Annotated in this window: 22 protein-coding genes; 11 read left to right on the top strand and 11 right to left on the bottom strand. The window is 56.4% G+C overall.

Features of this window, described 5'->3' with window-relative positions:
- Window positions 1–47: 47 nt before the first annotated feature.
- From Q1A32_RS03110 to Q1A32_RS03095, 4 genes are all read right to left on the bottom strand, one after another.
- Complete coding sequence (locus tag Q1A32_RS03110) at window positions 48–506, bottom strand: hypothetical protein (protein ID WP_299649395.1); 459 nt, start codon at window positions 504–506, stop codon at window positions 48–50.
- Between the two features lie 17 nt (window positions 507–523).
- Entirely contained in the window at window positions 524–781 is a 258-nt protein-coding gene (locus Q1A32_RS03105; protein WP_299649392.1) for a hypothetical protein, read from the bottom strand.
- 125 nt (window positions 782–906) lie between these two features.
- The gene (locus tag Q1A32_RS03100) at window positions 907–1818 is read right to left on the bottom strand and encodes a phosphatase PAP2 family protein (RefSeq protein WP_299649389.1); all 912 of its coding nucleotides are present in this window, start codon (window positions 1816–1818) and stop codon (window positions 907–909) included.
- A gap of 87 nt (window positions 1819–1905) precedes the next feature.
- Window positions 1906–3486 (bottom strand): hypothetical protein, encoded by a 1581-nt coding sequence (locus tag Q1A32_RS03095; RefSeq protein WP_299649386.1) that lies wholly within the window; start codon window positions 3484–3486, stop codon window positions 1906–1908.
- Window positions 3487–3519: 33 nt separating this feature from the next.
- Between Q1A32_RS03095 and Q1A32_RS03090 the strand changes: the two genes are divergently transcribed.
- The 3 genes from Q1A32_RS03090 (at window position 3520) to Q1A32_RS03080 (ending at window position 7251) form a co-directional block, all read left to right on the top strand.
- Window positions 3520–3918 carry a hypothetical protein gene (locus Q1A32_RS03090; protein ID WP_299649383.1) on the top strand — a complete coding sequence of 133 codons (399 nt, stop codon included), beginning with the start codon at window positions 3520–3522 and terminating at the stop codon, window positions 3916–3918.
- A gap of 253 nt (window positions 3919–4171) precedes the next feature.
- A complete protein-coding gene (locus Q1A32_RS03085) occupies window positions 4172–5857 on the top strand; it encodes a hypothetical protein (RefSeq protein ID WP_299649380.1) in 1686 nt (561 codons plus the stop codon).
- Window positions 5858–6249: 392 nt separating this feature from the next.
- Entirely contained in the window at window positions 6250–7251 is a 1002-nt protein-coding gene (locus Q1A32_RS03080) for an IS110 family transposase (RefSeq protein ID WP_299652743.1), read from the top strand.
- 721 nt (window positions 7252–7972) lie between these two features.
- On the opposite strand, the gene Q1A32_RS03075 is transcribed toward Q1A32_RS03080, so the two are convergent.
- Both Q1A32_RS03075 and Q1A32_RS03070 read right to left on the bottom strand, forming a co-directional pair.
- On the bottom strand, window positions 7973–8629 hold the full coding sequence (locus Q1A32_RS03075) for a tol-pal system YbgF family protein (RefSeq protein WP_299649377.1): 657 nt from the start codon (window positions 8627–8629) through the stop codon (window positions 7973–7975).
- A 281-nt stretch (window positions 8630–8910) separates the two neighbouring features.
- Window positions 8911–9378, bottom strand: a complete 468-nt coding sequence (locus Q1A32_RS03070) for a hypothetical protein (RefSeq protein ID WP_299649374.1) — start codon at window positions 9376–9378, stop codon at window positions 8911–8913.
- A 157-nt stretch (window positions 9379–9535) separates the two neighbouring features.
- On the opposite strand from Q1A32_RS03070, the gene Q1A32_RS03065 reads away from it, so the two are divergent.
- Window positions 9536–10501, top strand: coding sequence for an IS1595 family transposase (locus Q1A32_RS03065; RefSeq protein WP_299649371.1), 966 nt, complete (start codon window positions 9536–9538; stop codon window positions 10499–10501).
- A gap of 54 nt (window positions 10502–10555) precedes the next feature.
- Here the strand turns inward: Q1A32_RS03065 and Q1A32_RS03060 are convergent, their stop codons facing one another.
- Window positions 10556–11461 carry a hypothetical protein gene (locus Q1A32_RS03060; RefSeq protein ID WP_299649368.1) on the bottom strand — a complete coding sequence of 302 codons (906 nt, stop codon included), beginning with the start codon at window positions 11459–11461 and terminating at the stop codon, window positions 10556–10558.
- Between the two features lie 583 nt (window positions 11462–12044).
- On the opposite strand from Q1A32_RS03060, the gene Q1A32_RS03055 reads away from it, so the two are divergent.
- Entirely contained in the window at window positions 12045–12182 is a 138-nt protein-coding gene (locus Q1A32_RS03055; protein ID WP_299649366.1) for a hypothetical protein, read from the top strand.
- A 61-nt stretch (window positions 12183–12243) separates the two neighbouring features.
- Here the strand turns inward: Q1A32_RS03055 and Q1A32_RS03050 are convergent, their stop codons facing one another.
- The 3 genes from Q1A32_RS03050 to Q1A32_RS03040 all read right to left on the bottom strand — a co-directional run bounded on the left by Q1A32_RS03050 (window position 12244) and on the right by Q1A32_RS03040 (window position 14638).
- The gene (locus Q1A32_RS03050) at window positions 12244–12477 is read right to left on the bottom strand and encodes a hypothetical protein (protein WP_299649363.1); all 234 of its coding nucleotides are present in this window, start codon (window positions 12475–12477) and stop codon (window positions 12244–12246) included.
- Between the two features lie 56 nt (window positions 12478–12533).
- Window positions 12534–13481 (bottom strand): hypothetical protein, encoded by a 948-nt coding sequence (locus Q1A32_RS03045; RefSeq protein WP_299649360.1) that lies wholly within the window; start codon window positions 13479–13481, stop codon window positions 12534–12536.
- Window positions 13482–13648: 167 nt separating this feature from the next.
- The gene (locus tag Q1A32_RS03040; protein ID WP_299652740.1) at window positions 13649–14638 is read right to left on the bottom strand and encodes a LacI family DNA-binding transcriptional regulator; all 990 of its coding nucleotides are present in this window, start codon (window positions 14636–14638) and stop codon (window positions 13649–13651) included.
- Between the two features lie 169 nt (window positions 14639–14807).
- On the opposite strand from Q1A32_RS03040, the gene Q1A32_RS03035 reads away from it, so the two are divergent.
- The 6 genes from Q1A32_RS03035 (at window position 14808) to Q1A32_RS03010 (ending at window position 21702) form a co-directional block, all read left to right on the top strand.
- Window positions 14808–16334 carry a sugar ABC transporter ATP-binding protein gene (locus Q1A32_RS03035; RefSeq protein WP_299649357.1) on the top strand — a complete coding sequence of 509 codons (1527 nt, stop codon included), beginning with the start codon at window positions 14808–14810 and terminating at the stop codon, window positions 16332–16334.
- Window positions 16321–17343 carry an ABC transporter permease gene (locus tag Q1A32_RS03030; RefSeq protein WP_299649354.1) on the top strand — a complete coding sequence of 341 codons (1023 nt, stop codon included), beginning with the start codon at window positions 16321–16323 and terminating at the stop codon, window positions 17341–17343. Before Q1A32_RS03035 ends, Q1A32_RS03030 begins: the two co-directional genes overlap by 14 nt.
- Window positions 17344–17428: 85 nt before the next feature.
- Complete coding sequence (locus tag Q1A32_RS03025) at window positions 17429–18466, top strand: substrate-binding domain-containing protein (RefSeq protein ID WP_299649351.1); 1038 nt, start codon at window positions 17429–17431, stop codon at window positions 18464–18466.
- A gap of 118 nt (window positions 18467–18584) precedes the next feature.
- Entirely contained in the window at window positions 18585–19346 is a 762-nt protein-coding gene (locus Q1A32_RS03020; protein ID WP_299649347.1) for an ATP-binding cassette domain-containing protein, read from the top strand.
- Window positions 19343–20470 (top strand): ABC transporter permease, encoded by a 1128-nt coding sequence (locus tag Q1A32_RS03015; protein ID WP_299649344.1) that lies wholly within the window; start codon window positions 19343–19345, stop codon window positions 20468–20470. The genes Q1A32_RS03020 and Q1A32_RS03015 overlap by 4 nt, the downstream gene beginning before the upstream one ends.
- An 86-nt stretch (window positions 20471–20556) precedes the next feature.
- Window positions 20557–21702 (top strand): substrate-binding domain-containing protein, encoded by a 1146-nt coding sequence (locus Q1A32_RS03010; protein WP_299649341.1) that lies wholly within the window; start codon window positions 20557–20559, stop codon window positions 21700–21702.
- A gap of 44 nt (window positions 21703–21746) precedes the next feature.
- On the opposite strand, the gene Q1A32_RS03005 is transcribed toward Q1A32_RS03010, so the two are convergent.
- Window positions 21747–22604 carry a penicillin-binding transpeptidase domain-containing protein gene (locus Q1A32_RS03005; RefSeq protein ID WP_299649338.1) on the bottom strand — a complete coding sequence of 286 codons (858 nt, stop codon included), beginning with the start codon at window positions 22602–22604 and terminating at the stop codon, window positions 21747–21749.
- Between the last annotated feature and the right edge of the window lie 54 nt (window positions 22605–22658).

Here is a 22658-nt window from a genome sequence, read left to right as displayed (position 1 = left end):
TGAAAACGGCGGCCCTTGGTTTTTCGGGCCAACCGATGGCTCGCGCCTTAGGGCTGAGCAGAGCCTGAAGGGGGGTGGCAGTGTCCGACGTCCCGGCCGTCGGACACTGCGCACGCAAATCCGGCTGACATCTTTTGGGCTGCCGCCCCGGTTGCGAAGAATTTGCCCAAGCCGGCATTCGCCCCGACTTTGGTCGGCGCTTCGGCTTCGAACTGCCCAAGGACAGAATAGGTTTCGTGGAAACGAGTGGAGCCGACGACCGATTCACCGCCGAGTTTCACAACCCGCCCATCCGACGCTACGGCAAAAGCGGGCATAACCGCCGCATTCGCATCGCTGTAGCCCAGGTTGAATTCGGGAGCTTGCGTTGTCTCTGATTGGGCGAGGGATATCCCCAGCGTGTGACGTTGTACAAAGACGACGGACGTACTGTCCCGAACGTCACAAGCGCCAAGAAGCAACACAAATGGGAGCGCTGTCGTCGGAACTGTTTTTGGGTAAGTCATTTGTTTTCCTTGTTTAATCATTCGATGATGCACAGTGCGTGCAGGTCCGGGAACAGGGCCTTGATCTGGCTGGCCTGCTGCGCGTTTTCGACAAAGAAAACGGCACTGCAGCTTTCGGTCGGAAGGCATAGATGGTCTGTGTGCGCCACTCCGAGCCCGGCCAGTTGCGGCCCTGCGAAGAGACCAACGCTGGTCGTTTTGGTGCGTTGGCCCTGCTCCGAGCAGGCAGGGGGCGCGCCAAGCCGAAACGTTTTTTTCGGAGCTTGACCAGCCATCGTTGACTCGGAGAACGCGCATCCTGTGCACAAGGCGCTGGCAAGTACTGCACTGACCCATCGGCCCTTGGCGCGGCACGTACATCGCATCCGGTTTGAGTTGCTTTCCATTGACGCACCTGTGATCAAATGTGCTTGTCCATGTAGGCAACGGCTGGTTTGAGAACGTCGATGTCGCGGTAGTGTCGGTTGATCACCTTGTACACACGGCTATGCGTTCTGATCGCGTGTTTGATGCGGGCCTGGGTTGCCTTGTTGTCGTCAAAAAGTTCGCCTGACAGCAGCACGGCATTCACCCAAGAGGCGATGTTGTCCGTGGGATAGTGCACACCCGCAAAGACGCGCCGGTCTCCGAAATCGACGCCGTATTGCATGATGGCGTCCACATTCACCGCACCCAGGCCAAGCCGTTCGGCCTGCTGGTGAATCAACCCGCCGCTAATCAGAAGGCCTTGCAAGCAGTGGCCGCTTGGGAACGCGGGATGCCCGCCGGTGTGAATATGCCGGGTCGCGGTGTGATGTTTGACGCCGTCAACGCCCAGGATCATGGTTGCGGTGTAGGGGCGCGGGCGCTGGAACGTGAGCTTGAACTGGAATGTTCCTTTGACCTTGCTCCCGTTCAGGTCGCAGAACACTTCCCAGATATCATCCGCATTCTGGTCCGGGTCATAACGCACGATGTTGGAGAAGGGCCGCGTCGCTGTCGCGGTGTCGTAACCGTATTCCTGTGGTGGATGCGCGATGCCGGTGTCATCGTAGCCGATGAAGTCTTCGACGCGGTAATGCCAAAGATGATTTTTGGGCGACAAGCGCGACGCTGCGTGCGTGTTGGGAAACGCCTGCAAAATGTCCTGTTGGTGCAGCTCTCGCACGCAAATCTCGAGCTCTGCCTTGGTTGCTTCGTGCATCTTGTCCGCCGCTGCGCCTTCCCATTTGCGGTTGACCGGGTCCCACTTCGGCCACAGGTATTCCGCAAATTCTTCCGTTCTGTCATTGATGTATTTTTCCCAGCTTTTGTTTTTCGGCCAACCGCTCATCGAAGCTTCTTCGGCGTGTCCATGTCTTTCGGCGGGGAGAACCCCCCAAGGTGTCAGTTCCATTTCATTTCTCCGGAATTTGAAGGATCAGCTGGCGGCGTTGATGTGTGTCATCGTCGCCTGACGCGTTATCTCGTCCACGCATTTCAGGCTTTCCGCGTCGAGCCGGTCAAAGTGGCTTTTGGCGCGCGCTTGGTCTGCTTCCTGGCGCAGAAACTCGCCGTTGATGTGCCGCAGGTACATGCGTCCGGCATTGAATCCGGCGCATCTGTGAATATGCGCGGCAATCGGATCGCGTACGACGCCGGATTTTGTGCGATCACGGCGCTCCGCGATCTCAAGCAATGTGTCTTCGGCAGTTTGCAGCCGTTGCAAGCCACCGAAGGCGAAGTACTGGCCGATATGTGGCTGCAACAGGTTGAACGCATCCCGTTCTTCGTCGCGCGTCTGCGGCATCGACACGCGAAGGCGAATGGCGTTTGACAGTGTCACCTGCTCGAACACGTCGTTGTTCTGGTCCCTGCGGTAGATCGACAGAACGGCGCGGATGCGATAGTTGCCAGGTTCGGCGAAGGGGAAGCCGCTGGTGCCGAAGGTCAGGTTTGCATTGTCCGTCAGCGGTGCGCCCCCCGGCAGGAGCGTCTGGTCGTCATTTGGTGCACCAAGATCGTAGCACCGATGCGTGATTGGGTGAAAATGCTGGTGTTGACCGCTGCCTTCACGCTCGATCAGGAACTGGACGAACCCCGCCTTTTGATCAAGCAGGAAGCTGGGTACGGCCTGCGGTCGCCCTGTCATGTTGGTCAGCTCCAGACCGACGGTAACCGGTTGCCCGAAGTGCATCACATTGTGGATTGGTGCATGAAGTTTCAAATCCCAGCCATGCAATGGTGCCTGGGGCACGTAAGGCGAATAGCCGCCGTTACCATCCGCCCAGTAGCGTACCGAGTGAAATGCGGCACCGCCGGGCACGACATCTCTGAAACTGCCGTGGCGCATGAATGCCAGTTCGTCTTTGTCAAATTTGAACTGAAAGTCCCGCCAGAACGCGTCGATCTGTCCGCCACCACGGTATTTCCAATCGTAGTTCATGGGTGACAGGCTGTCAGCGCGTCCAACTTCGCGTTCAAACCGATGTGCAAGGTTAAGGGCATGCCCGGCTTCGTGCACGGCCGTTTGCAGGGTCTTTACGGCGCGGCGGTCGTCGGGAATGTCTTTGCGGTTTTTCAACGCACTCTGGCAAACGGCAAATCCTTGACGTTGCATTTCGCCGTCGATGTCAAACATCACCCCCAGAACGTTTTTGCGGTTCATGTACGAGATGCACAACATACGCAGATCGAAATTGGGGCGGCTTGTGTCGCTTTGTGCGAGGTCGTGCATCACGGTTTCGAGCGATTTTTCGCTCCACCCGTCTTTTGGCGGGAGGGGAAGCACATTGGTCCGACCGACAGATTCAACGTCAAATCCAGCGTTCTTCATGACGTCTTCGAATGTGTATTCGACCCCATTGAAATCAACGTGCGACACGGGTGCTACGCCGTGCTCAAGCTCCACTTCGATACCAAGTCGGCGAAAGGCGTCTCCGGTCTTTTCGAGATAGAACCCGAACTCACGCCTGAAGGGCAGGCTGTCCAGTTGCGCATCAAGCGTCAGCGTCACGCGCAAAACGCTGGCGTCCTGTGAAAAAAGAAGCTGTCCGTGGCCGCTTTCCGAATGCCGATCAACAACTACGATATCAAGACGCCGCCCGGCTTCCAGTATTTCACCGGGCTGAGTGCGAAAGGACGTCACCCAGGTGCGATCCTGTCGATCGGTCCTGAAAATGTCGCCGCTGACAATGCCGAGCTCATGGTCGACTCGGATTTCAATATCGGCGAACCTGTCTTGCCCACTGTAACGTCCCTGACCAACCATCCGCACAGATTCAGAGCCTGCTTTTTCGGGCTGCTCACTGACATGGATGTGGTCGGCGATGCCGTCATGTATATGAATATGCTCGCGAATATGTTGGCCAATATGGCCACCGGGATTGCTTGGGATGTTTCCGGTTCCACCCTCAGAAGGCGAACAGTCTTCCGGGCACCGCACAAGGTTTGAGGTGTTTTTGTGACCGCAGCAACAAGCCTGATTTTCGATGTATTGTGGATAGACTTTCATAGAATTCCCCCAGTGAACGTATTGATCTAATTGTCCGTTCAGTTGAGGCGGAATGTGCCAATCCACGCAATGTGGCTTCCGTTACCTTTCCATTACCTATTCGTTAATTTCGTGCCCGGGTGTACCTTTGTCGGCGCGAGGCATTAAGAATCATGTCCGCCGATGATTTGAGACTTGATTGGGAAATAGCTGGGTGACGAAGTTCGTGGTCCACCTTGTCGGCCCATTTCGCGTTGTGCGTTCAGATGGAAGCCGCGTCAAATTTGCAAGCAGGAAGTCAGAGGCAATCCTGGCAATTCTGCTGTTGTCGCCACATGGATTTTGCATGCGGTCAAAGCTCAGAAACCTGTTGTGGAGCACAAGGTCGCATTTGCAACAACGCAATAGCCTGGGCAAAGAGCTGGTCGGGCTCAAGAACGCATTGGGAAGAGACCCGGACGCGCCAATCAAAAGTGACCGGCGTATCGTGGAGTTGGACCTGTCACGTTTCGACGTGCAAAATCCACCCGACCATGGGCTTTGCCAGAACGTTTTGCTGGATGGGCTGGATGTCTTCGATTCACCTGCCTTCGATGCCTGGTTGGGGGAATTGCGTGGTCGTGCGTCATCCGACTTTGACGGTGGACTAGATCGAAATAAGAAGTCCCAAAAACTCTTGGCCACACCGGGGCAAGGCGAGGTCTTTGACGGTACGAGGCGTGAGAGCGCCCCTGTGCCCAAGCTTCGTATCGAAATCACGCCCACGGTTGCGCGCGTGATCCATGCTCCCAACTTCGCAAGTGAAATCGCGGCCCACAACGTCAACAGACTTGCTGACACGCTGGTCCGATCGTTGTTCCAATTCGACTATTGGGAGGTTGTCGACTCACGTCACACCGGCCGATCGGCCGCTCCATTTCGCGGGACGCATTCTGTCAGTTTGTCGGCTTACGTGTCGCAACGCTCACTCGAGTTTCAGATTGTTCTGAGAGACCCGAACAATACAGCGATCTGGGTTAATCCGAAGTTCTCTTGCGATATTTCTTCGCAAAAGGTGTTCTCCTATTTCGACGACGTGTGTGCCATCCTTTTGGAGTTTCTCATCGGTTATGCTCATGGTGGGAAAAACAATACAAAATGGCAGAGTGACATGCAGATGTCCGATGTTCTGGACGGCTTATTCATCCCGGGTTCCAGACCTATTTCAGACGTGAATCTCACTATCGACCGAGCAATTGCCATTGAACCGTCTGCCATCAACATCTCACTCAGAAACTGTGCGCGGATGTTGCAATACGGTGAGCGAATGGAAGGGTATGACTGCGTAACAAAGGATCTGGTACGTCACGACGTCCGGCGCGCGCTTGAGTTGTCGCCAAATAGTTCGATGGCAAACCTGGTTGCGTCACATGCTTTCAGTTTGTTTTTGCAGGACAACGGTCTGGCGGTGGAGCACGCGCAGCGGTCGGTCGAATTGCAACCAGACAACAAGTTGAATCTGGCGTTTCTGGCGCTTGCCCTGCTGCGCGCGGGAAGGTCAGAAGAGGCCTCTAGGTGTATGGACCGCGCCCGCACATTGCCCGGCAGTTCCTTGTACGAGTCGTTTATGGATGCAGTGTTTTGCGCCTGCCTTACGACCTGCGGCGACTTCCAACGTGCGCGGGCGTTTGGAGAACGCGCGCTCAAAGCGAATCCCAAGTTCAATGCCACAAAAAAATACCTGTTCGCTTCGAACGCGCATCTGGGCCGGTACAAAGAGGCGCAGGCACTCGCGGACGATATCGCGACATTCGATGATGCCTTTGGTGTGTCTGGACTACAGTCAGGCACTTCGCCCTTGAACATAAAGCCTGCTGTTAGCATTTTGGCTCGCGCAACGAGCCTAGTCGGCATCACCTAGTTCATAGTATGTGCACCGCCCTAAGGCACACACAGGCTATGAGTGAACGTTTCAGTCCTCACCGGATTGTGTTACTTGCGACTTGGGCTTTCGTCCTCGTCGTGCCAAGTATGCTGTGAGTTTTCTTGTGACATGTAGTCCGAAGAGTGACGTTTGCGCAGCCTTCTAGGCGTTGAGCTCGAGGATGCTCGTGCGATCGCTGAGGTCGTTAAAACGTCACGAATTGGCTCATCAAAATGCGGCCCTTTGCGGATGAGGTGGATGGCTCCTGCTCCACCGGCATCGAACGTGCCAAAGTGCAGTTGTCATCGACTGCTAGGTAAGGAGCCACCCAATGACAGTAAAAACTGTGGGCCTGGATCATTGACCGGCAGTTGATTGCAAAGCAATCAATGAGAGGGATGGCCAAGGACGTTTTCCAGGTGCACTGCGTTTCTGCGACGGGGCGCAAGATCATCAACAAGAAAATCAAACGCGCGAAACTGATTTCCTTCTTCGAAACATTACCGCGCTGTGTGGTTGGGATGGAGGCTTGCGGATCATCCCATCACTGGGGACGGAAGTTGCGCGAACTCGGTCATGACGTTCGGCTTATGCCAGCAGCCTATGTCAAACCCTATGTGAAGCGTGGCAAGACAGACGCGGCAGATGCCGAGGCGATCTGCGAAGCTGTGCGTCGCCCGACGATGCGGTTCGTCGAGATCAAGTCAGAGGATCAGCAGGCAGTCCTCGCTATCCACCGAGCGCGGGATCTAGTCGTCCGACAACGTACTCAGGTCGTGAATATGATCCGCAGCATTCTCCGAGAGTTTGGACATATCCTGCCGACGGGCATTGAGGCTGTGTCTAAGTTTGCCAGAGAGCACTGCACCGAAGATCAATTGGCAATGCCCGAGATCGCGGACGGCATTCTCGGCGTGATGTGCCATCAACTGAATGGCCTCAATGCGAGAGTCGATGGACTGACCAAACTGATCGAAAAGCACGCGTGGCTGGATGTCGATGCGCGACGGCTAATGCGCATGCCTGGGGTCGGACCGATCACCGCGTCGGCCATCGTCGCAACAATTGGTGATGCGAAACAGTTTGAGACCTGGCGCGACTTGGCCGCGTGGCTGGGTCTGACGCCGCTCAACAAATCCAGCGGCGGCAAGGAACGTCTCGGGCGCATCACCAAGAAGGGCGACAGATACATTCGAAAGCTCTTGATCATCGGAATGACCTCACGTGCCCTCATGGCCAAGAACAAGCCCGAGAAGGCGGACACCTGGACCGCCAAGCTGCTCGACGAAAAGCCCTTCCGGCTGGCGACGGTCGCCATGGCGAACAAATCCGCCCGGATCATTTGGGCATTACTGACGAAACGAGAGGAATACCGGCAGCCGATCGTTTGATCCTGCCGCGGGATGCAAGACGCTTGATGTGATGATGCGAAACGAAGTCAACCAAGAGTAAGGACACTCCGACCAATGTCGCGGCCCCAGAGGTCGTTTAGCCGATAGGAACCTTGCTCGCGGAACTCATCAGGGCCAGTGGCAAATGCCACACAAACAGGCCGAACACACGACTGTACTGACAGACCATCGAAAACTCGCACAAATATCTTGCAATGCAGGAGCCATCCACACAGGCCCTTCGTCACGGCCCCCCGTTGCTGCAACGCGGCCCGTCGAAGCTGTCATTCGCTGCACAAGCGAAATGCTACCGAAAACGAACTGGTGATCTGCGGGACAAACCCGTCTTCGGATTTTCGAGCTTCGCTGACGCAGCATTCGTTCGCACATGCGGCACGACTTTTGATGCAGCGCAGCGCTTGACGTCATTGCGGTCGTCAGCGGGGGTCGATTTCGCCTGATCCGATAACGCACTTTCGCCGCAACCGGGTCAGACTAGAAAGGAGCGGGGCTCTGCGATATTCGTTCTCTGTTCTTCGCTGACGCGGCATACATTCGCAAGTACAGCGGGACCTCTGTTGCAAGGCAGCCAGTATCGCTGACCTCGGCCATTACCAGGCGAAAATTTAACGAAACTCATATAACTGCTTGGCGACGCTCTGCAAATCTGTCTCATTGAGCTGAAGCAGTTTTGGCAACTCGCCCGACGCTAGAACCGTCGTCACGGATTCTCTCGGTCGGTGCCAAGCCGATCTGTGCGAATTCTCTCGTTAGAAGGTTTGTCAGGTAGAACATGTAGTTGCTTCAGTCGCTTCTGTATCTGAGCACAAGTGATCATATAGCCGCAACTTTGAGCTTCTTTGGACGCGTGTTGGAGTATCCGAACTGCTTCCTCTTCTTGATCTCTGGAGACCAAAATGTCAGCGTAGGCAACCATTGCATTAGCGCGAAGAAGCCCCAGACCACCCTGTTGCGCCCGAGTCATTGCTTTTATTATGAGGTAACCTGCATTCTTTTGCTGACCCAGTTTTAGTAGGCATAGCGCATGCCCAGTCTTAGCCTCAATATCGAGATCAGCTCTCTCAGTTTGATCCGCCGCTTTTAAGGCGGCTTGAAAATGAGTGGCGGCCTCATCGTATTCATCTCGTTCGACGAGAGAATGACCCAAGGCTATCATAGCCTTGACATACAAGTCCCAGTATTTTTTTGCCTTTGCTTGCGAACATAGACTTCGAAGCATTACCTCGGCCTCATTGGAACAGTCTTGGAGGCTTCGAATTTTGGCTTGCCAGATCGACAGGAACATGTTGCTGCGCAAATAGAGGTCTACCTCCTCAGCATTTCGGGCCCTTTTTAGAAGGATTTCGGCGGCACTCAAGTTCCCCTTCAAGACATTGAGTACTCCAAGGTACCCGGTAGCTTTTCGGTGCAAACCGATGTTGAGGAGGTCGTTGAATCTACAATTTGCTCAAGAGTCCTATGAGCACTCATAAGGTCACCTCTTCCAATCTGAATCTTCGCTAGTTCAAGCTTTAAAGGAACTGCGCTATTCCCAGAATCTAAGTCGCTAGGAAGAGAGTAAATCGCCGATTTGACATAGGCTAATGCATAGCGAAGATCGCCTTCTTTCCTTTTCGCCTCTGCCTTGTTCAAGCTTACTTATGACAGAAATTCATGGATTTTCCTAAAAATATCTGGATTGAATTTCTTTTCGCGTGATTGGATCTCTGCCTTAAGCACCGGCATCATAGTGAAAAATCCGGGCACATGCGGAGACATCAAACTACTCTGAGAAAGCCTGTTCCAATCAGGAAGCGCTGAACCTCCAAAAAACCCTTCAAAGATTTCTTGGAAAAGTTGTTCTTCGAGCAACTGGGGGTAGGAGGCTAGCCTGATTGCGTTGATGGAGTTTTCATTCAAATGGTCAATGAACCGATCAACAACTTCATCGGGGGTGTTGCCGAATAGCTCAAGTGAGGGATTGGCCGTAGTCTGAGCCAATGATAGATAATACTCGCCAGCCAGTATCAACGCGTATGGTATACCTTGGCAGCTCAATATGATCTTGCTCCGAATTGCAGGATCTGTGACGTCGTATTGCTCCAAGAGTTCGGCAGACGCTGTCACATTGATCTCTGGAAGTCGCCGAGAATCTATGACGTCTAGAAATAGCTTATCGTAGAAACCCCATCGAAGAGGTTCTCGCCCAAAAATGGGCGATTATATATTTGACAAACCCACGGCTAAGGGTTAGATTAAACTCAACAAATCAGAGGTTAATCCAATGTCCGTTCTTTCCGCCCCATACATGCACGACGAAGCAGCGGCGTTTGCCCACGTTGAAGCGATGCTGTGGGCTGATGGCCCTGTCTGCCCTCACTGTGGCGTTGTAGATAGCGCCTATAAGCTGGAAGGCGTCCGCACGAAGCCCTCTAAGAAGAACCCAGAGGGCAAAGAGCGCTTTGGCCTGTGGAAGTGTCGCGATTGCCGTGGTCAGTTCACGGTGCGCAAAGGCACGATCTTTGAGGAAAGCCACCTTCCGCTGCACCTGTGGCTGCAAGCCATTCACCTGATGGTATCCAGCAAGAAAGGTATCAGCAGCCACCAACTGCACCGCGTTCTGGGCATCACCTACAAGAGCGCATGGTTCCTGACGCACCGCATCCGTGAGTGTATGCGTGACGGCGCACTGGCTGGCTTTGGTGGGGACGGCGGCATTGTAGAAGTAGACGAAACTTTCATAGGCAAAGAACCGGGCGTGGTTAAGCACCCCAAGGCTCGCGGCGGTTCTCACAAGATGAAGATGGTCACGCTGGTGGATCGCACCACCAAGCGCGCCAAGTCTATCGTTGTGGACGACCTCAAGAAGTCTACGCTTATCCCGATCCTGCAAGAGAACATCGCCAAAGAGGCGTATGTTATGACCGACGAAGCCCGCCAGTACCAGGGTATCGGCGCAGGTCAGGTGTTTGACGCCCACGGTTGGACCAATCACAGTGCGGGCCAGTACGTCGATTATCAGGATAGCGAAATCCACACCAACACGGTTGAGGGCTTCTACAGCATCTTCAAGCGCGGCATGAAGGGCGTTTACCAGCACTGCGGTAAGCAGCACCTGCACCGTTATGCTGCGGAGTTTGACTTCCGTTACAACAACCGGGTTGCGAATGGTGTGGATGATGCTGAGCGCGGTAACGTCGCGTTGCGCGGGGTGGTAGGGAAGCGGTTGACATACGCAAGACCTGACTAAGCGAACAAAAGGGCGGGGCTGATGCCCCGCCCTGAAATATTCTGAACGGTTCGGTTAATCTTCAAGTGCTAGCTTTTGCGCCTCAAGAACGCGGATCATCTTTTCTATTTCTTTTGGCCCAATTTCGCCTTCGCCTTTGAAGTTGATAGTGACAAGTTTGTCTGCGCCGACCTTGGCGCGAAACCACTCTGAAAAACCTTTCGCGGCGGTAGGATTCTCAAAAGAAGGCGCTTCACTTGGGAACGCTGGTGGCTTGGGCGGCGCAGTTTGCTCTACGGTAATTTGGTTCATGGGTATCCCTGTTTCGCTTCCCTCAACCGCAATCCAGTTACCGTCTTCGGAAACAGCGCGGACGCGTTGGGGTGTCTCAAATTGGAGTGCGCCTTGGCTTTCCCACTGAACGAAATCGCCAACCGCTGCACCACCGAACGCTTTGCCCGGTGGTCCCAATTCTGCGTCAACTGAATCGTCAGGAACATGACTTTCGCTTTCGCCCCGTGACTGAATGAACTGCATAGTGTTGATGAAAGCCTTGGCCGCAGGTCCAACTGCGGTCGGATTAAAGCCCTCACGATTCAGATAGGTCACGACGCCATCCATAGGTGGAACCGCTATGTCCTCGAACCTATCCCTTAACTCCTTAAACAGCTTTGGCTCCAACGCAGCTTGCGCCAGTTCTTCATTGCGATCTGCGTCGTTGTCTGGGTGAATAATTGAGCGGGCGCGACTTGTTACCCGCATCATTCCCTTCCCTGCCCGCTCCACCAAGCCGTAGGATGCCAACGCAGCCAAGGCCTTGTTTGCCGGTCCTGTTGCCCCCGAGTAGCCAAGCAATTTGGCCCCGTCCTCCCGATCCACAGGCGAACCACGATACTGGGCTTCGATTTTTTCAACTGCGCCCACAGCGTCCTCAAGGGACATGCTGGGGTATGCAGGGCTGCGAATAGGTTTTCCGGCCATATCAATCTCCACTTGACTGAAAGGTTGATAGCACGGTTACTCAGTAACAGCAATTTAAATTACTGATGACTGTTGACGGGCACGTGAGGCGGTGTATTGTGTCGATCATGGGGATTCTGTTTCAGATCCCCCAAGATGTAGTGAGGATTCGATGCAGAGACTGGCTCTGCCCCTGCGGCAGCGCACCCGGATCGTTTGATCTGACCGTAGGGGGGAAGCAAGAAAGCCGACCCACAAGGATCGACTTTCGAGGTGCATTTCACCGGGGCAGGACCCCATGTCAAACGCGGCTTCAACAATCGCAATATGACAAGAGTTCTGCCCCATTTCAAGGGAAACCCTTCTTAACTGGAGAATGGGGCATGAAGAACGTGTTTGTTAACGCATATCATCGTATCCGCCGTGGCCGCTTGGAGTACGTATGTGCTCACTGGCGCAGTCACCCAGCGTAAGCTGAGACGGTGATGGGGCGCTGTCAGGCTATGCGTTAGCGGTCTGATGGTGGGTATCTGTATGAAACCTAACTGAGGTGGCCCACGGGTCGCCTCTTTTTTTGTCTGCCGTTTGCGACTATCTTGCGTTTATGGAAAAAGAAAAATCCCAACTAGACCGCTTCAAAGAAGCCGCCCGCGAGTTAGAAGCGGACGACGACGAAGCGAAGTTCAACGCCAAGCTGGGCAAGCTGGTGAAGCAGAAGCCGGACGCCAAGAAGGGCGGGTGAGGTGTTGAGTTACCCCAGTTGATGGGGTATCATGATACCTATGGCGGAAGTGAGCGGCTTTTCATTTGATCTTGAAACCCTTCAATCCCTTGAAGGCAGCCTTGACCATTCCGCTGACCTCAGCCTTTGCCATCTCCATGGCCTTGACTTTAATCTCTCCGTAAGGCCCAAACTCGAAACCGCACCCTTTGCACTTGGCAATGTCGTTGTCGGTGTGGTCGTCGGGCAATTCCAGCGTAGCAGGCTTAGCCCCACAGTTCTTGCATTCAAACGTGATGTTGATCTGGTCTGACATTCCTCGAATCTCCTTAATGAAAAGAGATTCAACCTACGCCTGAGCGCTTGGGTTTGTCAAATATACAATCGCCCAAAAATGACTACTAAACAGCCCGGCAGGAGCTCTACCAAATTCCGAAACCAACTGTCATATGGATTCCGAGCAATCATACGTCCGCTGCCCGAAACCACCTCGTATGCATCAAGAAAGAGTACAATTCGAGGTCGATCCTTTTTGGTCTGAGATCTCTGAATGTCATAAGCAAGAATGCTGGGTAGTGCGTTCTCCAATTCAGCGACCTCTACGTCATCGATGCCCTCTAGCTGCTCTTTGACCGACTTGGTCCTCCACCAATCAGCGAGAGCGCCTTTAAGTCTTGATCCGTACTTGTAGAGTAGGTTTAGTCCGGGCAGGATAGTAGAGGCTCCGCCAATCAGAACTCCAAGCCCTTCATCGGCCCAGCTGAATAGGTCTTCGACAATAGGGCTGCTACCGTTTGCAAATATCCGTGGGTATGCTTCGCGAACATCTTCATCTGGTCTTGTAAGAGCAAAGTACCGAGCAAATACAAAGTCAAACGTTGAAAAATCTATCCTTTTGTCTTTTCCAAATCTCTCGCGAATGCGAAGCAGCCACTCAACGTGCGATCTATGCCGGTCGTGTTCGAAATCCAACGCACAGATAGAAGCTGCTTTGCTTTTCTCAACATGTTCTTCGAGTTTTCTGCGTAGCGTACTCTTTCCATACCCATCTGGGGCGAACCAATTGATAATCCGATGTTCGTCGTGCCGTTGAACCGAGTCCAAAGCGCGGACAAACGCGTCGACTTCTGGAGTTCGTCCAACGAAGTTAAGGCTACGTAGTTTGGCGAATGGTCCCTTTGTCGACATAGTCAATTCGTCACCCTCGAGCATGATCCCCGTTTGCTGACTTTGGCGGCGATGCAGAAACAACACAACCAGGTTCGAGATATCATGTTTCGCTTTGAATTGCCGTTTGATCCATGCTACGGGCCGTACCAATGGCCCTTGTCCTGCCGCTCGGCGGCATGGCTGATTTCGCTCAGGCCGCTTTTTTTCGCTTCGAGCGCGCGCAGCGAGAAAACGCAATGACCGCCTTGGGCTCAAACCCGACATTCGCCTTGCATGCCGAACGCGCCATTTGCCTACGACGACGGCGGGATCAGGCGCTAAATCGCACTGTTCCGCACCGTCGATCCCGGGATCAACCTAAAGCCAATATCCGTGCAGGTCGGCACCGGTTCGTCCGTCAGCCGCCCCATCATCATCTCTGCGGCCGTCTGGCCGAGCTTCAGATGTGACACGTGGCAAGACGTGAGCCTTCGGTTCATCACCGATGCGATGGGCAGGTCGCCCCAGCCTGCGATGCCGATGTCGCCGGGCACGGACAGGCCCTTGGCCGCGCAATATTGCAGCCCGCCAAAGGCCATCGCGTCGTTCTGGTAGAAGATGCATTCGATATCACGCGCCGCGGCGAGCAACTGTTCGGTGCCGTAGAAGCCCGGGTAATACGTTGCCGTATCGTGCAGGCAGAGCTGTTTGACCACCGCGCCACCTGCGCCTTCGACCGCCTTGCAAAAGCCGTTCAACCGCTCGGTCGCGGCGTTTGCCGTGTCGTGGGATGTGCCCACGTAGCCGATGTTCTGATAGTCGAGTGACGTCAAATAGCGGCCCATGTCAAAGCCGCTGTCGAAATGGTTGATGCCCACGCTCATGTCGAGGGGCGCGGCGTTCAGGTCCCAGATTTCCACCACCGGGATGCCCGCATTCCGCAGCATGTCGGTAGCGCGCGGTGAGTGATAGCGACCGGTCAGTATCAGGCCCGCGGGCTGCCAGGACAGAACCGTTCTGATCCAGTTTTCCTCCTCCTCCAACGTGTGCTGGGTGAGGCCCAAAACGGACTGATAACCGAAGGTGCCCAGCTTGCGGTCAATGCCTTCGAGCACTTGGGCGAACACCTCGTTCCCGAGGTCGGGGATCGATACGCCGATGAAGGTCGAAGCCTGATCACCTGCGAAAACCGTGGCCAGACGATTCGGCAGGTAGCCCAGGGTGTCGACCTGCTCCATCACCTTGACGCGGGTGTTCTCGGAATATCCGCCCTCACCGCGCAAAACACGGCTTGCCGTCATCTTTGACACTCCTGCGGCGCGCGCCACCTGAGACAGGCTTACCTTATTGTTCTTGCTGCTTTTTTCCACGTTTTTTGTCACTTTACGTTACGGGTAACTTAAGCCTTGACAGGTTGTGCAATCTGCCCCGATGCTAGCGTAACGTTACGGGTAACTCAACGGGGAGGTTGGGGGCCGTAACCCCGGAGGAGACGTTATGCCAGACCTGCAATCAGGTTTGTTTTTCGACAGCATCGACAAGCATTTTGGCGGGACTTACGCGCTGAAAGACGTGTCGTTGACTGTGGGCCGGGGCGAGATTGTCGCGCTGTTGGGCGAGAACGGGGCGGGCAAATCCACACTCATCAAGGTGCTGGGGGGCATCCATGCGCCGGACGCAGGCCGGGTGCTGATTGACGGCGAGCCTTACCAACACACACTCGCTGGATTTGGCGAACGTCAGAAGGTGGCGTTCATCCACCAGGACCTTGGCCTGATCGAATGGATGACGGTGGCCGAGAACATCAGCCTGGCCCTTGGGTTTTCCCGCAAGAACGGTTTGATCCGTTGGAAGGATGTTGAGCATTTCGCAGTCGAAGCGCTGCACAAGGTCGATGCCGAATTTGACCCCACCACGCGGGTCGAGGATTTGACGCGCACCGAAAAGTCGCTTGTTGCCATCGCCCGCGCGTTGGCGGTGGACAGCGAGTTTCTGGTGCTGGATGAGCCCACCGCGTCACTGCCTGCGGACGAGGTTGAGCGCTTGTTCACCGCCCTGCGCTCGCTGCGCGAAAAGGGCGTCGGCATGATCTATGTCAGCCACCGGCTGGATGAAATTTTCCAGATTGCCGACCGTGTGGCCGTGCTGCGGGACGGGGCCATGGTGGGCATGCGCAGCATCGCGCACACCACGCCCGAGGAGTTGGTGCAGAAAATCGTGGGCCGCAAGACCCGCGAGACAGTCAAGGCGAACGAGGCGATTGGCGCGCCTGTGCTGTCGCTGCGGGATTTCGAAGTGGCGGGCATGCAAACTCTTAACTTCGATCTGCAAAAGAACGAAGTTTTGGGCCTTGTTGGTCTGCGCGGAGCGGGGCACGAGGCCATCTCGCGCGCGCTGTTTGGGTTGGTGCCCTATGAAGGGTCGGTGACGTTGGGTGGCGTGCAGCCTGATTTGTCCACGCCACAAAAGGCGCTGCATTCGGGTGTGGGGCTGGTCGCCAAGGACCGGACCGAAGAATCCGTCGCCATGAGCCTGTCCATTCGGGAAAACACGTTTCTGAACCCCGAAGGCATTGGCCGCAAACTGCTGAACCTCTTGTCGCCGCGGACCGAAGCGGATCAAGCCGCCATCATTGGGGCCGAACTGGGCCTGTCGCCCAATGACCCAACCCTTGCCATCGAGGCGCTGTCGGGCGGCAACCAGCAAAAGGTCGTCATTGGCCGCTGGCTCGCCACCAAACGCAAGCTGCTTATCTGCGAGGACCCGACGGCGGGCGTGGATGTGGGCGCGAAGTCCGAGATCTATGCTCTGCTGAACCGCGCCCTTGGCGACGGGGTCGCGATCCTGATCATGTCGACCGATTTCGAAGAGATCGCAACCATCTGCCACCGCGCCATCGTGTTCAGCCAGGGCGCCATCGTGGACGAGTTGAGTGGCACGCGATTGACGACGGAAAACCTGATCCAGTCGGCTTCTGCCGGGAATATCGAAACACAAGGGGGCGGTGCAAATGCAGTCGCTTGAATCCGGCGCATTGGAGCCAACCAAGGCCGAGTTGAAGGGCTTGAGCATGGGCAAGCGCATCATGCGGTTCTTGCCGGTTTACGGCTTGGTCATCCTGACGGTGTTTCTGATTGGCCTGTTTTCGGTCCTGCTGCCCAACACGTTCCCCACGATGCTGAACCTGCGGTCCATCATCTCTGACAAGGCGATCATTGCGCTGTTGTCGCTGGGCGCGATGATCCCCATGGCGGCGGGGCGGATTGATCTGACCGTGGGGTATGGGATTGTGCTGTGGCACATTCTGGCGATCAGCTTGCAGACGATGCTGGGCCTGCCCTGGCCGATTGCCGTTGCAATTGTGCTGCTGCTGGGCGCTGTGACCGGTTTCCTGAACGGGTTGCTGGTCGAAGTTGCCAAGATCGACAGCTTTATTGCCACGCTTGGGACGGGGACGGTGCTCTATGCGCTGGCCCTATGGCACACCGGGGGGCGACAGATGGTGGGGCTGTTGCCGGATGGGTTTTATGCCCTGAACACCACCTTTGTCTTTGGCTTGCCGATCACTGCTTACTACCTGATCGTCATCACGGTCGTGATGTGGATCGTCCTCGAATACACACCCGTGGGCCGCTACCTCTATGCCATTGGCGCGAACCAGCGCGCCGCACAACTCAACGGCATACCCACGCGAAAATATGTGATCGGTGCCTTTGTTGCGTCGGGCACCATGACGGCGTTGGCGGGGGTGCTGCTGGCCGCGAAGCTGCGGATCGGGCAGGCATCTGTAGGCCTTGAGTTCCTGCTGCCTGCGCTTGTTGGCGCGTTCCTCGGGTCGACCACGATCAAGCCGGGACGGGTCAATGTGTGGGGCACCGTTGTCGGTGTTGTCATTCTGGCCGTGGGCATTTCAGGCATTCAACAATTAGGCGGCTCCTTCTGGGTCGAGCCGCTGTTCAACGGAGTTACCCTGCTGGTTGCCATTGGCATCGCAGGCTACGCGCAGCGCAAAAAAGGTGCAGACAAGCGCTGACGCATTGAGTGCAGTCCAAAAAGTGGGAACCGGTTTTTGGGTCAAACTGCACGGCAAGATCGAGTGATTGCAAAGGGAGGATACTATGCAAAAACGTACATTTCTGGCCGGATTGATGGCCGCGACGATGATGACGGCTGTTCCGGCTTTGGCCGAATGGGATGGCCCGACAAGCGGGCCTGCGGCGGCGGAGGGCAAGTCCATCGTGGTGGTCGCCGGTGACCTGAAAAACGGTGGCATTCTGGGGGTGACCACGGGTGTTGAAGAGGCCGCCGAGAAGATCGGCTGGGAAGTTCGTGTTCTGGACGGCGCAGGCTCTATTCAAGGCCGGACGGCCGCAATTGGTCAGGCGCTGGCGCTGAAAGCGGACGGCATCATCATCAACGGGTTTGATGCAGTCGAACAGCAAGCCGCCCTTGAGGGTGTCGTGGATGCAGGCGTGCCGATGGTCGCCTGGCACTCAGGGCCAAAGATTGGTTGCGACGCGCCGGGCGGCATCTTTGCCAACGTGTCCACGGACGCGATGACCGTGTCCGAAGTGGCTGCCGAATGGGCGCTTGAGGATGGCGGCAAAGACATTGGTGTGGTGATCTTCACCGACTCCACCTACCAGATCGCCATCGACAAGGCGGACCGGCTGAAAGAGACGGTCGAGGCGGCAGGCGGCACCGTATTGGAATATGTGGATACGCCGATTGCGGACACGTCCACGCGTATGGGTCCGCTGACCACGTCGCTGTTGCAGAAATACGGTGAAAGCTGGACGCATGCGCTGGCGATCAATGACTTGTACTTTGACTTCATGGGACCGTCGCTGGCGGCTGCTGGTCTGTCCCCTGACGCGGGGCCACAAGCGGGCTCTGCTGGTGACGGGTCAGAGGCCGCGTTCCAGCGCATCCGCTCAAACGGCTATCAGGCGATCACCGTGGCCGAGCCTTTGAACCTGCAGGGCTGGCAACTGGTGGACGAGCTGAACCGCGCCATTCAGGGCGAGGCGTGCTCGGGTTATGTCACCTCGCCCGCGCTGGTCACGCCCGAAGGCTTGGCGAAGCTGGGCGACAGCAACGCCTTTGATCCGGACATCCCTTACCGCGACGCATACGCGGATATCTGGGGCAAGTAAGAGTTCTCCCCCCGCGGGGTCCCGGAGTGAGTGCCGGGGCCCTGCACCTTTGTTTTTTCGAGTTGAGTTCCGGCGCATGTATCCGCGCCACCCATCCGAGTTGGCGGAGGATAACGCCATGGCACAGACACCGCTTGTCCAGATGACGGGCATCACCAAACGGTTCGGCGGCGTGACCGCTTTGGAAAACGTCGACCTGACTGCCTATGCCGGCGAGGTGCTGGCAATTGTGGGCGACAACGGCGCAGGCAAGTCGACCCTGATCAAGGTTTTAACCGGCGTCTACCAGCCGACCGAGGGGGACATCTTCCTCGATGGCGAAAAGGTCGAGTTCTCCAACCACGCCGACGCCGCACGCGCTGGGATCGACGCCGTTTATCAAACTCTGGCGCTCGCCGATCACCTTGATCCTGCGGCCAACATGTTTCTGGGCAATGAACTGACCAAGAAAGTGTTTGGCATCACTGTCCTCGACAACAAGAAGATGCGGTCAGAGACAGAACGCGTTCTGATGGAACGCTTGGGCGTGCGCCTGAAATCACTGGACGCGCCGACCGACAGCCTGTCGGGCGGGCAGCGTCAGGCCGTGGCCATTGCACGTGCGGTTTATCACGAGGGTCTGCGGGTGCTGGTCATGGACGAACCCACCGCCGCCCTTGGCCCGCAGGAAACTGCGCGGACCCTGAAACTGATCAAGGCCCTCAAGGCGCAAGGGCTGGCCGTGATCCTGATCAGTCACTCGCTGGATGATGTGTTCGAAGTTGCGGACCGCGTGCATGTGCAGCGCCGGGGGCAATGTGTGGGTGTCGCCCTCACCGCCGAAAGCTCGACCCAAGAGGTTCTGGGCATGATCGTTGGTGCCAAGGAGGACGCCGCATGAACACCGCCGTTGACCCAAACTACAAGCCACCGCTCAGCGAACGGCTTGAGCCATACATGGCGGTCATTGCGCCAATGGCGATGATTGCCGCCATCTTCCTGTTCATGGCCGTAGCCTCGCCCGACCGGTTTTACCGCATCAGCAATCTTGAGTTGATCCTGCAGGACGCCGCCCTTTACATGCCAATGGCAATGGCGATGACCTTCGTCATCACCCAGCGCGGCATTGACCTGTCGGTTGGGTCGGTGGCCGTACTGTCGGCCATTATCATGGCGTTTCTGGTGAAGCAGTTCGGCTTTTCGATTTATGTCGGGATCCCGATTGCGCTGACCATCGGCGCGCTGCTGGGGCTGATCAACGGGCTGGTGATCACGCGGTTCAACGTGCCCGATCTGATCGGCACACTGGCGATGGACCTAGTCTATAAAGGGTTCGCGCTTTTGCTGGCCAAGGGGCTGGTGCTCGCGCGTTTCCCGGACGTGCTGACGGAAATGGGGCGGGGGCAAACGCCGTTCTTCATCCCCACGCCTGCGGTGATCGGCATGCTGACCATGGTAGCGGGCTACTACATCCTGAAACGCACGCATTTTGGCCGGTATACGGTCGCCATCGGCTCCAGCCCGGAATCGGCGGAACTGACGGGCATTGGGGTGAAGCGGCACAAGGTCTACGCCTATGTCCTCTGTGGAGCGTGTGCGGCCCTTGCGGGTCTGATGCTGACGGGCAAACAGAACGCAATTCAGGCGACGATGGCCCCCTTCTTCAACCTGCACGTCATCGCGGCGGTGGTTGTGGGGGGCACGTCGCTCTTTGGGGGCCGGGCGTCCATCATCGGGTCGTTCTCGGGCGTGCTGCTGCTGGCGATGATGCTGAACGCATTGGTGACGCTGCGGATCGAGTTCTTCTGGCAGCCCGTCGCGTCGGGCTTTGTGATCATCAGTTCGGTCGCACTTTATGCCTGGATTCAGAAGAAGGACCGCGATGGCGCGGGTGGTTGGTTCGCTGATCTGCGAACAGCCGAGGGTCAGAAACTGGTGCGGTTTTCCGCGCTGCTGATTGGTGTCCTGATTGCCCTGTTGGCGATCGGCGGCATCTTTGCCGGGGACACCGTGAACAGCGGGTAAACGGCCATATGCGGGGTGGCCGGGCCGGGGGTGCAGCCCCGACACCGGCCGGTGGCCCCGCTCTCATTGCAAAGGGAGGAACCAAGATGAGATTTTTAGCAACCACAGCCCTCGTGGCAACAGCAATGACCAGCGCGGCCTTGGCTGACGGTCATTCCACATTGCCGCTGAAGGAACTGCCCGACATCGCGGATCGTGACTACTGGGTCCCCGATGAGGTGAACGCGGAAGGCAAGCTGGAAGCGATGCAAGCCGTCGTTGGCGCCGAAGCTGTGGCATTCACTGGTTCGCAAGATGCGCCCGTCCAGATCGCCCTGATCTATCCGTCGTCCGACACCTCGGACTTCTGGGCGCGTAATTATCTGGCGATGACCAAACGTCTGGACGAATTGGGCGTGCAATACGAAACGACCGAATTCGCCTCGCGCCAGATCGAACATTCGCTGCAAACGACCTATGCCAATCAGGTGGTTCTGGACAAAGACATCTATGATTACGTCATTTTCGGCCCATCGGAACTGGCCATTCAAGCCGACAACATTTCGAAACTGGCGGCGGAAACGGACGATCTGACCACTTATGTCTGGGCCTTTCACACACCGCTGAAAGAGTTGGAAAATCAGCCAGCCGCGTGGTTTGATTTTTCGTCCGCTGCTGGTGCCCTGACCATGTGCGACTACATGATCGGGCGCTTGGGTGAAGGCGTGACCATGGCGATGAACCGCGGCATTCCCGGCATCACGGACAACCAGCGGTCTGGTGATTTCAAAGCCTGTGTCGAGGAGAAAGCAGGTTGGACCACCGTGTATGAACACTATGGTGAGTATCAGCGCGAAGGTGGCTTTGCCGGCACGTCGCTGATCCTGCAGGCTTATCCAGAGGCGACAATCATCCACAATGCCAACACCGCGATGGCGATGGGCAGCGTCGAGGCGCAAGTGTCCGTCGGCAAGGAGAAAGAGATATTCTCGACCGGGTGGGGCGGCACGGGTTTGGAACTGGACGCCATCCGCCGCGGTGAGCTGGACGCCACACCGATGCGTATGGGTGACGATGTAGGTGCAGCCACAGCCGAAGCCATCAAGGCGGATCTTGAAGGGCGCGCAGACGAATTGCCCTTCGTTTTCCTGGGGCGGATCACCGTGGCCCATGACGAGATGAGCGCGGACGAGATCGACGCACTGGAACAGGAAGCGTTCCGCTTCTCAGGCGTGGGCGCACTGGATCGCTAGAAACAAGCGGGCGTCATCCCTTTTCAGGGGGTGATGCCAACCTGCTATTGTTGTGCCCCGGTCAGTCCGCAAGCCGTCAGCAGTGTTTCGGCAAAGTCACGACGGTACGTGCGGATTGCGTCGAAATACGGGCCGGTTACATGGTGCGCGAATACGACAAAGACGTCATCGCCCCGCGTAAGCCATCCCACATACCACCCTTCAAACTTGCCAGAAAACTGACCCGACCGAACCGGCCCGGACCCGGTTTTGCCATATAGCGTTGCAGACCCAAGCGGCCCCGCATGTGCTGCATTCATCAGGTCAGCAAGATGGGCGCTCTGTACCCCAAGATCGCCTTGGACCATCCGGGTCAGAAACCCAACCTGTTCATCCACTGACAGCTTCAAAGGCCCGCCCAGCCAAAATGCGTCAGACCCATCTGGCACCACCGCATTGCCATAGCGCCAGTCCTCCAGAGCGGTGCGGTAGCTTGGGCTGCCGATATCAAACGCGATGTCCTGAAAGTACCACACGGCTGACCGTTGAAACGCCGTTTTCAGAGTTTGCCCTTGCCGCCATGCCTCAGGCCAGTACTGTAACGCAGGGCGCTGCGCAGGGTCCCAATCCCGCCAATGGTCAATACCCGCCGCCGCACCGGTTTCAAGCGCGATCAGGGTATTGGGGATTTTGAATGTCGACCATGGGGCGTGGCGCGTCTCCAGATCGCTGCCTTCCAAACGGCACACGGTGCCGGTCATAAGATCACGCGCCAGAAAGCTTGACTGCCGGTCGCCCATTTGGTCGGAAAACTGGTCCCGGCTCAGCACAGTCTCTGCCGAGGCGGAGACAACCGAACCACCCAAAAGGGCCAGACAAACAGAAAGCCTGACGGCCAATCGCGCAACAGGTGAAAATCTCACAGCCTTATAATCCTTGAACAAATACCGGTGCCATTGCCCACATAAGAAGACGGT

The sequence above is a fragment of the uncultured Tateyamaria sp. genome (assembly GCF_947503415.1).
Classification (GTDB): Bacteria; Pseudomonadota; Alphaproteobacteria; order Rhodobacterales; family Rhodobacteraceae; genus Tateyamaria.
Note: the sequence above shows the minus strand (reverse complement) of the source record. Positions and strands in the feature narration are given on the sequence as shown.